Source organism: Microbacterium sp. C7(2022), assembly GCF_028823665.1.
Taxonomy (GTDB): domain Bacteria; phylum Actinomycetota; class Actinomycetes; order Actinomycetales; family Microbacteriaceae; genus Microbacterium.
Window position 1 is genome coordinate 21916 of the sequence record NZ_JAPEHV010000010.1, and the last position, 12343, is coordinate 34258.

Annotated in this window: 13 protein-coding genes; 6 read left to right on the forward strand and 7 right to left on the reverse strand. The window is 64.8% G+C overall.

Going from position 1 to position 12343, the window contains the following annotated elements:
- Nucleotides 1-27 precede the first annotated feature (27 nt).
- Complete coding sequence (locus ON062_RS13485; RefSeq protein WP_274647659.1) at nucleotides 28-1416, reverse strand: sodium:proton antiporter; 1389 nt, start codon at nucleotides 1414-1416, stop codon at nucleotides 28-30.
- Nucleotides 1417-1539: 123 nt separating this feature from the next.
- Nucleotides 1540-2913, reverse strand: coding sequence for an HNH endonuclease signature motif containing protein (locus tag ON062_RS13490; RefSeq protein ID WP_274647660.1), 1374 nt, complete (start codon nucleotides 2911-2913; stop codon nucleotides 1540-1542).
- Nucleotides 2914-2966: 53 nt separating this feature from the next.
- Between ON062_RS13490 and ON062_RS13495 the strand changes: the two genes are divergently transcribed.
- Nucleotides 2967-3254, forward strand: a complete 288-nt coding sequence (locus tag ON062_RS13495) for a ribbon-helix-helix protein, CopG family (protein WP_274647661.1) — start codon at nucleotides 2967-2969, stop codon at nucleotides 3252-3254.
- A gap of 207 nt (nucleotides 3255-3461) precedes the next feature.
- Here ON062_RS13495 and ON062_RS13500 read toward each other — a convergent pair whose 3' ends face one another.
- Genes ON062_RS13500 through ON062_RS13510 form a run of 3 tightly spaced genes read right to left on the reverse strand, consistent with a single transcriptional unit; the run spans nucleotide 3462 to nucleotide 4583 of the window.
- Entirely contained in the window at nucleotides 3462-3977 is a 516-nt protein-coding gene (locus ON062_RS13500) for an ATP-binding protein (RefSeq protein ID WP_274647662.1), read from the reverse strand.
- 31 nt (nucleotides 3978-4008) lie between these two features.
- Nucleotides 4009-4290 (reverse strand): HigA family addiction module antitoxin, encoded by a 282-nt coding sequence (locus ON062_RS13505; RefSeq protein ID WP_274647663.1) that lies wholly within the window; start codon nucleotides 4288-4290, stop codon nucleotides 4009-4011.
- A gap of 14 nt (nucleotides 4291-4304) precedes the next feature.
- Nucleotides 4305-4583, reverse strand: a complete 279-nt coding sequence (locus tag ON062_RS13510) for a type II toxin-antitoxin system RelE/ParE family toxin (RefSeq protein WP_274647664.1) — start codon at nucleotides 4581-4583, stop codon at nucleotides 4305-4307.
- Between the two features lie 48 nt (nucleotides 4584-4631).
- Here ON062_RS13510 and ON062_RS13515 point away from each other — a divergent pair, with 48 nt between their 5' ends.
- From ON062_RS13515 to ON062_RS13530, 4 genes are all read left to right on the forward strand, one after another.
- Nucleotides 4632-5519 (forward strand): hypothetical protein, encoded by an 888-nt coding sequence (locus tag ON062_RS13515; protein ID WP_274647665.1) that lies wholly within the window; start codon nucleotides 4632-4634, stop codon nucleotides 5517-5519.
- Between the two features lie 19 nt (nucleotides 5520-5538).
- Nucleotides 5539-6141, forward strand: coding sequence for a hypothetical protein (locus ON062_RS13520; RefSeq protein WP_274647666.1), 603 nt, complete (start codon nucleotides 5539-5541; stop codon nucleotides 6139-6141).
- A 390-nt stretch (nucleotides 6142-6531) separates the two neighbouring features.
- The gene (locus ON062_RS13525; RefSeq protein ID WP_274647667.1) at nucleotides 6532-6747 is read left to right on the forward strand and encodes a hypothetical protein; all 216 of its coding nucleotides are present in this window, start codon (nucleotides 6532-6534) and stop codon (nucleotides 6745-6747) included.
- Nucleotides 6748-7254: a restriction endonuclease gene (locus tag ON062_RS13530; protein WP_274647673.1), complete on the forward strand. Its 507-nt coding sequence runs from the start codon at nucleotides 6748-6750 to the stop codon at nucleotides 7252-7254.
- Between the two features lie 83 nt (nucleotides 7255-7337).
- Here ON062_RS13530 and ON062_RS13535 read toward each other — a convergent pair whose 3' ends face one another.
- Together ON062_RS13535 and ON062_RS13540 are read right to left on the reverse strand one after the other, a co-directional pair.
- On the reverse strand, nucleotides 7338-9689 hold the full coding sequence (locus tag ON062_RS13535) for a S8 family peptidase (RefSeq protein ID WP_274647668.1): 2352 nt from the start codon (nucleotides 9687-9689) through the stop codon (nucleotides 7338-7340).
- Nucleotides 9690-9859: 170 nt separating this feature from the next.
- Nucleotides 9860-10831, reverse strand: coding sequence for an AAA family ATPase (locus ON062_RS13540; protein ID WP_274647669.1), 972 nt, complete (start codon nucleotides 10829-10831; stop codon nucleotides 9860-9862).
- A gap of 234 nt (nucleotides 10832-11065) precedes the next feature.
- Between ON062_RS13540 and ON062_RS13545 the strand changes: the two genes are divergently transcribed.
- Nucleotides 11066-12343: hypothetical protein (locus ON062_RS13545; protein WP_274647670.1), on the forward strand; the 1278-nt coding region annotated here is incomplete at its 3' end.

Consider the following 12343-nt stretch of genomic DNA (forward strand, 5'->3'; position numbering starts at 1 on the left):
GTGCTCGCTGGGCGACAAATCAGCGGATCAGACCGGGGTGTCGGCGACGTCCTCGCCGATGCGCGCGGCGCGACGGCGGCGGGCGCGGTCAAGCAGCGCCATCGTGGGCGTGGCGGCGATGCCGTGAATCAGGATCGAGCCGACGACGACCGCCGTCACGATCGCCCACAGGCGGTCTTCGCCGGCGAAGTCGCCGTGCTGCAGCCCGTAGGCGATGTAAAACAGTGAGCCCACGCCCCGCACACCGAAGAACGCGATGACGAAGCGTTCGCGCGGGCCGGTCTTGCCGGGGGTGAGTCCGATCCAACCGGCAAGCGGGCGGATCACGAGAATCAACACGATCACGAACACAATGTCGGGCAGCGTGAGGGAATCCAGGATGCCGCGGGCCACCGCCCCGCCCACCAGGATCAGCACGACGACGGTGAGGAGTCGCTCGATCTGTTCGACGAACGTGTGCAGGACGAGGTGCACTCCGTCGCGGCGCTCGGCGGCGCGGATGGTGCAGGCGCAGACGAAGACGGCGATGAACCCGTAGCCTTCGACGAGCTCGGCCACTCCGTAGGCGATGAGGGTGGCAGCGAGGGCGATGAAGCCGTCGGCCTTTGAGGTGAACCCGATGCGTTGCGAGAAGGTCGAGAAGAACAGGCGGCTCAGGAGCCAGCCGGTGGCGAGGCCCGTCGCCACGCCGAGCGCGATGCGCCAGCCGACGTCGACGAGGAGCCATTCGCCGAGCCAGCCCGAGGGGGCGAGGCCGACCAGGCTGATGGCGATTGCGGCGTAGGTGAAAGGGAAGGCGAGCCCGTCGTTCAGGCCGGCTTCCGAGGTGACGGCGAAGCGCGCCTCGTCGTCGTCATCCTCGTCTTCGTCGCCGGTTTTGGTCTCGGCGTGGTCGTCGTTGTGCTCGACGTCTCCTCGGTCGGGGTCACCGCCCTCGGCGCCTTCGTCGGCGGCATCCGCATCTTCGGTCACAGGTTCGCTGACTTGGACTTCGCCTGCAAGCACGGGGTCGGTGGGGGCGAGGGCGGCGGCGAGCAACACGGCGCCGGCGGCACCGAGGCCGAGGCCCCACCATCCGAGGAAGATGACGGCGGCGATCGTGAGGGGCATGGTGATGGCCAGCAGGCGCCAGGTCGTCGACCATGTGCGCCAACGGAAAACGCGGTTGATGGCGAGGCCGGCACCCATGAGCGAGATGAGTACGCAGAGTTCGGTGAGGTGCACCGCGATGAAGGAGTGCTCGGTCGGGTCGGGGTCGGGCAGGTCTGGCAGCAGGGCGAAGACGCCGATGCCCACGGCAACGAAGACCATGGGCATCGAGATGGGCAGGCGTCCGAGCAGCCAAGGGAGCAGCGCAGCGACCAGCATCGCGACACCGATGGCGAAGTACGTCGCGCCGACGGGATCGAGAACCATGAGGTCATCTTCGCGGGTTTCGGGTCGCCGGTGGGTGGTGATTCGGTGGGCGCTATCATGTGCGCCGCGCGGTGCTGTGTGCGGGGCTGCGCGGGTGATGCGCGCCCGACGCTGTGCGGGGACTCAGAACGGGGCCGGGTCGAACTCGGCATCCGTGGCGAAGTACACCCCTGACGAGGGGTGGTCCGGATAGACCTTGCCGGTCGGGCTCGTCCATTCGAGGACGCCGCCGGGTTTCTGCACGACGGACCACGGCGTGTGGTGCTTCATGGTGTGGTGGCGACGACAGAGGTGTGCCATGTTTTCGGTTGCGGTTCGGCCGCCGTGTTCCCATGCGATGGTGTGATCGATGTCACTGCGCGCCGCGGATTGTCGACACCCGGGGAATCGGCAGTGTTGATCGCGTACGGCCAAGAGTCTTCGCATCGGAGGTGAGGGCGAATATCGATCGACGGCGAGGACTGCGCCAGATATCGGATGGGTGAGAACGCGATCCCAGCCGGGAGCGTGTGCGGCGAGTTTGCGTGCCATGTCGGGGTCGATCGGCCCGCGCCCGGTGAGAGATACGGCGTCGAACGGGTCGTCGGCGGGGGATTCGATCAGCGACAGCACCGGGACGGTGATCTGCACGCTCGCGCGGATGCTACCGAGCCCGGTGTCGGTGGTTCCGATGTGCCCGATCGGGTCAGAAGCGAGCAGCAGGTCGGCGACGAGGTCGGCCCGGATGGCGTCGAGCGTGCGGCGGGCCGCGAGCAGGGCTTCGAGGTGTGCACGGGCGGCCGTGGCATCCTGTCCCTGCTGCTCTGCGATCTTGACGGCTTCGCGGGCATCGCGGATGGCATGGGTGTCAGCGTCGGCGACGTCGCGTGCCATGCGGGTGAGGCGGTCGTGGATGCCGTGGATCAGCACCATGGGTGCGACGAGGTGCAGCTCGGCCATGCCGTCGTCGAGGTCTTGCATGCTCACCGAGCGCTTCGTGGTGGCGGCGGTGTGGCGCTCGCTGAAGGTCTCGTCGAGGAACCACTCGGCGCGCCGCTTCGCGATCGGGCGCAGCCGAGTGGCGGACTCGGCCTCGGCGTAGGGGAGCACGCTGGCCTCGTACTCCGCGATCAACAGTGGCTCGGTGATGCGCTCGCCGGCCTCGAGGATCACGCGCGCGTGCGCGAATGAGATGCGGCCCGCTTCGAGCGACTCGGTCGTCTGCGGGAAGCGCTCGACCAAGCGCGTGGAGTCGGCGAGTTGGCGTTGCACCGTGCGATCAGACACGCGAAGTGCGGTCGCGAACTCTGCGGCGACCGAGCGGTGCGCGAAGTCGGCTTCGGAGCGCGAGTCTGCGGCATCCGCCCACTCTTCGGCGATGACGTCGGCCCGGGCCATCGCGCGCGCCTCTTGAGCCTGCAGCATGGCCATTTGCTTGCGAAGCTCAGTCACTTCGGCCACCACCGGGGCGAGCCGCGCGGCGGCGGCTTCGGCGGGATCGGGGGCCGTATTGGTCATGCTTCGATCATGCCAGGGGGGTCAGACATTGGTTCGGGAGTGCGGAGGTGCGGGTGCCGCTGAGCGGCGAAACTGCATACGACGTCGGGTGCGGACGTGGGCGCGGTGGCGTCGGGGATCTCGGCGGGGACACGCAGGATGCGCGCGCGAGGTGGGACCGGGACGTCGAGGTTCTCAAGCGACGCGGACTCGGGCGGCCCGGGCGCGGTGCTGAGCCGGCGCAGGTCGTTGCGCTCCGCCTGACAGCTGATGAGCTCGCGGCTCTCGACGCTCGCGCCGAGCGAGAGCACAAGACGCGCTCGGAGCTCATCCGCGAAGCAATCGCCGCACACGCCGCGTGAAGGTCCACGATTCTGCGCTCAAGCACGGCATCGCGCCGGAGGACATCATCCAGGCGGCGTCGTCGCCGCTGTGTATCGACGACCTCGACGAGGACTCGCCTGCTCGCCAACTCCGGCTCGGCTTCGACTCGCAAACGACTTGGCGCACGAGAAATCCCACCCGCGCATGTTCCCCACATGTCATTGCGGTTCCGCTTTTCCGCGCCTTCAACCGCGCGGAGGCGGACCGCTACCGAACGAATCCTGCGTGAACTCTCCCACCGCGCCGAGAACTGTCAACGGACCTTCGTCGGCGGTTGGGGGCTCGAAATGGTCGAAGTATTCGGCAGCGACGTCGTCGGGAAGCGCGTAGTCGTCAGCGTGCTCGTGGCTGCGCGCGCGCACCCGCTTCAATGCGACTGATCGCGGCGTCGCGAGATAGATCGTCTCCGGCACCACGCCGAGTGGGCGCAGCAATTCTCGGTAGGCGAGGCGGTCGCGTTTGGACCAAAACGAGTAATCGAGCACCACGTCTGTGCCGGCCGCGACGAGCGCGATGAGGCGAGCGCGGAGTTCCTGTTCGATCTCGTCACGCACCTCGCTCGGTAGGGGCATGTTCTGAACCCCACGTCGCCAGGCTTCCTGATCGAATGACAGGCGAACGAAGCCTTCCGCTTCAAGTCCCCGGGCGACGGTCGACTTGCCCGAGCCCGCTGGCCCGCACATGAGAACGACTCTGGTCACCACTCGACGATAGGCTCCGTCGGTGGCGTTGTCACGCGACGACGAGGGGCTGGACGTCGTGGGTCTTGTCGTCGAGTTCGCGGGCGAGATCGTAATTGGTCTGCATTGCCATCCAGGCGCGTGCGGTCCCGGCGCCTGCGCGCTCGAGACGGATCGCGAGGTTCGGGCTCACCCCGGAGTGTCCGTGAATGACGCGACTGAGGGTGACGCGGGAAACACCGAGTCGTGCGGCTGCCTCGGCGACGGTTAGCCCGAGTTCGCCGAGCACGTCCTCCCGAATGATCTCGCCCGGGTGCGGCGGGTTCTTCATCATGATGTTCTCCTCCTTCAGAGATAGTCCTGATAGTCGACGAGTTCGACATCCTGCCCGACGAATCGGAAAGTCACTCGCCAGTTCCCGTTCACCCAGATCGACCAGTGGCCGGCGAGGTCGCCCTTCAGTTCATGCGCGCGGAATCCCGGGATCGCGAGGTCTGCGGGTGATTGCGCGACATCGAGGAGGCCCAGGATGCGGGTAAGTTTCGGTGCATGCGTAGGCTGCACGCCCTTCTTCGAGCCTGATTCGTAGAGGGCTTGGAGTCCCTTGTGCCGGAAGCTCACGATCACCCTCTGACTGTATCGCGTATCGCATCACGATACAATCATCCTCAGGTGATGAGAGGGGCGAGTTGCGCGGCGACGGGGCGCAGGATCGCGAGCACGTCTTCGGGGTCGGCGACGCGGTGCACAGGGCCGGGCTCCGTTCTCGTCGCGGATGGGCACCGCCACGCACCCCGCAGATGCGACCAGCTCGCCGATCTGCCGGATGGCGCCGAAGGATGCCAGATCGGATGCTGCGCTCGCCGCGCCATCCGGATCCACCTGAGCGCGGGTCGGCGCATGCTCGACCAGCATCACGCGGCCGAGGGCGTAGCGCTGGGGCTCGCGGCCGAGGCACACCGGATCGCTGAACGGGAAGTCGGGGTCGGAGTCGACGAGCGTCCCGCGGCCGTCGGTGTAGGTGACGAGGTGCACGCCCCCGCGCAGGTGAACCGCGTGTGGCAGATCGCGTCGACCGAGAAGACGACCGCGATGGGTCAGCCGACGTCGTACATGCTGTTCCCGACTGAGACGCCGACGTTGATGGCGGCGAGCGAGTCGTCGATCGCGAAGCGGGCCGAGTTCGCGACGAAGAACCTGTTCGTCACGAAGTACGACCCCGCCGAGCGGTACGCCGCCGGTGACTTCGTCAACCAGAACCCGGGCGGGGATGGGATCACGGCGTTCATCGCTGGTGACGAGCCGCTCGTGGGGGAGGACGTGGTGCTGTGGCACACGTTCGGTCTCACGCACTTCCCGCGCAACGAGGACTGGCCGGTCATGCCGACCGACTACGCGAAGTTCACGCTGAAGCCGTACAACTTCTTCGAGCGCAACCCCACGCTGAACGTTCCTGCGCCGGCGAGCGCGCACTGCGCTGCTGGGTCTTCGGGATCGGATGCCGCGGCCGGGCCCGCTGAGGCGCCGGGCGCGTCGGGGTGTGCCGACGGCTGCTGCGGCTGATCGGGTTCGGTTTCATCACATGGGAGAGATCTTCCACGTGGGGGCGCTCGTCCCCGCCGCTGTCGGCGCGTGCTGCATCGCCGCCGACCGTCGGCGGGGTCGGGCGCCCGACCTCGTTGCGGCGCTGGTGATGATGTGGGCGATGCTCAACGTGATGTTCTGGTCGCAGCTCGCGCCGGTGTTCTGGAGCGCGATCCTTCTCGGGTTGGCTCTGGTGCTCACCGTTGGGGGTGGGCGGGGGCGTGCTCGGTCACGCGGTGCTGCTGGGCGCGGGGCGGCTGGTGCTGGCTCGGCCGGTGCGGCTGGCGCGGGCGCGGCTGCGCGTCTGATGCGTGCACACTCGAGCCTGGGCCTGGTGGTCATGGCTGTGATCGTGGTGGCGATGGTTCCCGTGGGGTCGGTGTCGGTTCCGGATGCCGCTGCTCACCATCACGGCGGCGCGGCCGCCACATCGATCGTCGCCGTGAGCGTGGTCGCCGCCGTCGCCTACGGGGTGTGGTCGGTGGCCGCATCTCGGTGGAGCGGCGCCGCGCACGCTCACGTCCTGAACCGCCGCACCCAGTGGGAGCTCGCCGCCATGGGCATCTCCACCGCCGCAATGGGCGCCGCCCTCGTGGTGTGATGCCACGCGCCCATGGCGGCAGCAAAAGGCGCGTGACGTTCGTGCGGCGTTACCGCGACGCGGGGGCGGCGTCCAGCGAACCGATCGGTCTGCTGACTCCCCAGCGCCAATGAGACGGTGTCAGCTCGCCGCCTCTCGAAAGCCGCTCCCTCATCGTTTATGTGATCGCACCGGTCAAACGCGCGGAGTAGGCGGGCGCCGGATGAGAGCGGCGGGCGGACATCCCGTCCGCCCGCGCAGGGCCCGCAAGCGTTCCTTGCGGAAGGTGCTTTCGGACACTGGATGATCGAGCATCCCTGTGGGAGCATTGGAAGCGCCGGTCTCATCCTCGCGCCACCACCGACGATTGCTGCGGTAGCGTGCGTCTAGTCGACAAACGGAAGGTGCTCGATGGCTACCTCGGTCTCGGTGGACAATCCGATCAAGATCCAGCGTGGGGATCGCGACTGGAAGGTCTTCGAGAAGGACGTAGCGAATCTGACCGCCAGAATGGATTACGGCACTGACACCGTCGAGCACGATGCGAAACTCATCGGAGAGCGTTCGGGCGTTCCACGGCAGATTGATGTCCTCGTCCAGGGGCTACTGAACGGTGAGCGCATTTGAATCGCCGTCGAATGCAAGCGGCACTCGACCGCAGTGGCCGTCACTCACATCGATAAGTTCGTCGGGATGCTGCTTGACCTCCCAGTCGATAGCGGAGTGTTCTACGCGTTTGGTCCGGTCACGCCCGGCGCACGCCAGCGCGCGGCAAACGCACGTCACCCGAAGATTTCGATGAAGGAGTTGGCGGGCGAAGCCCTGTTTCCGCCGTGGAGCGACAACCTCGAGGAGATCAGTCCTTGGGGGACCTGCCGCGCGCCGAACTGTCGAGCGGGCGAGATCTGGTGGCAGACATTCGTGCAAGATGACGGAACAGACGCCATCGAAGCGGGATCGTGCGACTACTGCGGAACGTGGACAGTGAAGTGCCGCGATTGCGGCGAGGAGGAGTACGCATTTTCAACCGACGTGACATGCATGACTTGCGGCGCTGGGTATGAATTGACCAGCAGCGACTATCAAAGCAACAACTGGGATGGTGTAGTTCAGACCTCGAAGGGCCACGACTAAGCTCTCGCCGGTCCGCAGGTTCGGCGATGGACGGTGGCACGATCACAGCTGGGGCACGCCACACCACCGGCCTACAAACGCTCCTAGAAGACTGGTCGCGGCCTAATGCGAACTGGCACTTGGTCGCGCACCTGAGTGTAGACGTCGACTCCGATGCTTGGGGCGATCGACAAGGTCAGGACGACTGCGTAGTCGATCGGATCCTGTGTTTGGAGCCCTGCCTGATCCATGTACTTCACCGCCAGGCTCAACGCAGATCCTTGCCCGGCACCAAACGCTCTGTTGGTCTCCCAAACGAGGCGCTGCACCGTGGTCGCCCCACGCTTGGCTGAATCGGCCGACATGTTCACGGGCGCATCGAGTTGTGGGATTGCGCCACCAGGCTTCGCGAACGACAGAGCGGCTTGGCGATATTGGCGGTGTCGCCAGTTCACAGGCGAAAGCCAGGCAAGCGTCGCGCTGATCTCCTTCATTTCCCGCATCGCCAGCCCATCAGGCAACGGGAGCAGCAACTCCTGCGAGCTCTTCGGTGGAAGGGAGCCGAGGTACAGAACGACGGCTTCGTTGGCCGCGCATCCATCAGCGAAGTCACGCGATACCGATCCGTGGCCTGCCCCAGATAGCACGGACGATTGGCCAAGATCTTCCTCACCCGGTGGCTCGGTTCCGTGAACCAGGAGCGCCTTTATCGCGACGGCGCGCTGCGCACGCGTGAGTGTCGCCCCCTCTGTGATGCGATCAAGCTCGTCGTGGAGTCGCGCAGCCTGCCGACTGACGAGGGCAGCGGCGACGCTCGTGCCGGCGGTATATGTCTCTTCCGGGGAAACAGCGTGAGCAACCTTCACTCCTGGCCCGAGCGGTCCCGGCTCCACGAAGTCGATGTGGTCAGCATCCGTGAGCGGCGTGGGAAAGGTGATCCGCCCTCCGTTCGCAGCTAGTTCTGGCTTGATGCTGCGTCGGTAGCCACCTCCAAGCGCCGTGAGTGGACTAATCGATGTCAGACCGTCCGTGGGGTCGACGCGATACCCGACGGGCGGAACGCTGCCGGTCCCATCGCTGTGGATAGCGCCGACTGTTATGGCATTGATCGCCTCGGCGGGGGACAGAAGTCGTCTCCCGAGCGAGTCGGCCTCCTGCGAGCGGAGTACCGCGTCGCGTCGCTCCACTCCCGCCAGTTGACTGAGGCTTCGTGAGCCCAACCCGTCGAGCGGGAGATGTCGGTGATTGCCGGCGGACACGATTACGAGGACGCCGTAGCGGTAGCTAAGCCAGTCGACGATGCGAGCCCACGAGGAGACCAACGCGTCGAACGGAGTCGCGGGGTCCCCAAGCGAGAGATTTACGATCACCACCTCGGGCGCCGCAGGGGGTTGGCCGTCGTGCCCCTCGAACAGATCGCGGAACGCCCGCACCATAAGATCCGGAGTTAGTAGGTCCCGAGGGATTTCTTCGACCCTCGTCGCAGTATCAGACGCTGGCGCCATGATCGGGCGGACCAACACGGGTCGGCTCGCAGGCGACGCAGCCGAATCGGAAAGGTCTCCCCAGATGACTGCTGATGCCATCTGGGTTCCATGGCGGCGCTCGTCAGCTCGGTAGCGATCTTCAAGCTCGTCGGGATCGAGAATAACTACCCGGTCACGGAGGCTCGGATGGTTCGCGGTTGGAACCCCATCGAGCAGGGCAAGCACAGGGGCCCCAGTCGGCAGCGGCCCGCTCGGGGCAGTTTCAACCTCAGCGGGCGAATGCGCACCGCCAATGGCTTGACCGGACATGCGGAGGTACATGATGTTGGACGATTTGACCAGCATCACCTGGTCGAACGCCCCGCTTGCAAGGCGTCGGAGGAGTTCGGTTGAGACGACGCAACTAATGCCGTGGTACCCGACAGATGGAATGATCGCAGCGGATAGCACCTCGCCTCCTTCCGCGGTCACCAGCCGCGCGACCTCGTTCTGCGCCGCCTCCCGCGCATCTGGTGATGCCCGGAACCAGAGTTCGATCTCAATCGGGTGACTCTGATCAGGCAGAAGTCCTTCGAGATACGCGGATGAGTCGAATAGCCGAAGACGGTCTTGTGGGCCCCACGGTCGAACGTCCTTCAGATGTGAAAAGAAGTCCCGGAGTGGCGCATTCCCGGGTACCTGCTTAGTTTGCTTCCACGTGTTCCAGGCGGACCGCAGCCGGTTGAACGCCTGTTGGTCCGCGCATACTGCGTGCAGAGACGTGTGCACCACGGGATCTCTTGGTTGCTCCGAGACCAAGGAGTACTCGTCGTCAGGGTGCATCGCGCTGTCAGCCTCAACAAGCACTTCGAGGCCGATTCGCTGCGCAGCCGTGACGAGATCGATTCGATCCTCAACCGCTTCCATCACCAGCACCAGTTGAGGATCCGCGGCGTTGATCGTGGTCGACAGGTCCATTTGGGCCTGCATCTCGACGAAGGCTTCGGCGAGGCGGTCATCAAGCCGCGCGACTCGCTTGCCGCTGTTGCTGTAATTGACGCGTGGTCCTGAACTACCCCGTGGCGGAGCGACAGGTTGGACGGCGCCCACACTTCCAAAGATGACAGGCCGATGGCGCGAGTAATCAGGTCGCTCCGGCGTCACGATGCCTCAGTATCAACCCGATGCGACCAATGCTCGAGGACGCGTTGCGCCACCTGGTTGCTATCGGGTTCCGGTCCATTGAGAATCTGTCGCCGCTGGACGTCAAGCGCGAACTCCTCGAGCTCCGCAAAGCTCACATCGCCCAGCCGGTCAGAAATTGTTCGAGGAGAAAGGCCAAGCGATACCTTGTTACGCTCGGCCCAAGAACTGAGCCATTCAACTTTGGCAGCGCGCGTGGGCTGAGGAAGCGCTAGCCGAAGCTGCATCCGTCGCCATACGGCTCTATCTAGGAGTTCGGGGTGGTTCGTCGCCGCTATGACCACCACGTGGCTTGGAAGCCGGTCGACCTGGAGAAGGAGGGAACTTACGACGCGCTTTATCTCGCCCGTCTCGTGCGTGTCACCGCGCTCCTTCGCCACTGTGTCGAACTCGTCAAAGAACAGCACACAAGGACGCATGCGGACAGTCTCGAACAACTGCTCCATCCGGGATGCTGTCTCGCCAAGGTAGCTTCCGATCAGGCCTTCATATCGAACGGTCAGCAAAGGAACCGCGAGTTCGGTGGCGAACGCCTCAGCGAGGGAGGTCTTTCCGCCGCCCGGTGGGCCGACGAGCATGACGCGATGGCGGGGCTCAACACCGTAACTTCGGAGGAGATCACGGCGATGGTGCTCTTCCAATAGCTCACCGACGGACTGACGAACGCTGGCGGTGAGCACCAAGCTGGTGAGTCGACGCTCGGGGACTCGCTCGTAAAGCAAACCCGCAACCGCCTCGTTGCGCGCGATCGAAGCGATGTTTGAGATTGGTCGCTTTGCTGTGAGCGCTTCGGCGAGTTGCGACGCGAGCACACCGTGTCGCTTCCCCTCTTCCTCGGCGATGAGCGCTTCGGCCGCACGCCGGAATGCGAGCTCGTCTCCCTGTGCTCCAGATCGAACTATCGCAAGAAGTAGATCCGACCTTGCCATCTCGTCACCTCCCGCGACACCGACGTTTTCAATGCTAGCGAGCGGTGAGTGCAGATTACGCAGAACCACCGACATCATCAAGGCGAGTGCTCACCCGCCTTCTTCCAAACGCCTCGACGCGGCAGCCCTCCCGAAATCCAGTGAGCCGCGGGACGCTCCTTTCCACCTGCGCAAGACTCGCACGATGCTAGACGAAGATGGCAGCATGCCTAGATCTCGCATCGGATGCGCTCGGTGACCCGTCCAATCTCCCGTAGTCGGTTCGACATCATCGCGGGTTACGCGCGCACGCCTGCTGTCTACCGGATTGCCAAGGAGGTCGCGTGGTTCGAGAGCGGCTCAGCCGAAGTGGTTGGCACCGTGATCATTGACATCGACGGCGAGTACTCTGGTGTCGTTCTTGCGTCGGATCTCGCCGGTCGGTACCGCTGGGTCCATCAGACGTCGTTCGTGCCAAGCCAGCTCCAGGCCGAGCGCCTCCTGGTCGCAAGCATTGCGGATGCCTCTCAAGACTTCGACAGAGTGCGGGTTCAAGGCGACGAAGCTGCACCAGTGGACTTCTTCACGCCGGCGACGAAGTCCTCGACCCTTCACCCGACCTTCAAGATGCTCTCGGACGACGAGTCGTTTGTTGCGGCAAGGCGCGTCATCGAGCTGATGATGCGCTGGTATCGAGATCAGGATGGGAACTTTGTGGAGCAATTCCAGTCCGCTGGCTTCGACGCACGCATCTGGGAGCTGTATTTGTTCGCGACCTTGATCGAGGCGGGCTTCGCGATCGAGCAACCCCGTCCCGCGCCCGACTTTAAGGCGATTGGCCTTGACGGGTCATTCTGCGTCGAGGCAACCACTCTCAATCCATCGCAAGACGGAACGGCAGCGCCTCGCCCGTCAATCGACAGCTCCGCTCACGACATTGATGCCTACCTTCAGCACTATCTTCCGATCCGATTCGCCGGCCCGCTACTCAGCAAGCTCGCTAAGCGATACTGGGAGCACCCTGATGTAGACGGCGTACCCCTCGCGTTTGCGGTTCAGGACTTTCACGATGCCCTCTCGATGACGTACAGCGTGACCCCACTATCGGTGTACCTCTACGGGCTGGTGTTCGACGAAACGCGAGACGGGCTCGGGCGCTTGCATCAAACCGTTACGCCGATCAGCCATCACGCGTGGGGCACCAAGAAGGTGGAATCCGGGTTCTTCAACCTGCCGGACGCCGAGCACGTTTCGGCTGTCATCTTCAACGGCGCCGGCACAATCGCAAAGTTCAACCGCATGGGGGTTGCGACTGGCTTCGGATCGGACAAAGTGGACCTCGTCCACACAGGAGTTCGGCTTGTCGGGGAACCACCGGCTCCGACTGAGTTCAGCGCACGCGTCACGAGTGGGTATGTGGAGGCTTGGATCGACGGGCTGAATGTCTTCCACAACCCGCGCGCTGTGAACCCGCTAGATGTACCCGGCCATGAGGTTGGTGGCGTTTCCGGTCTTGTGAAAGGGGAGAACCTC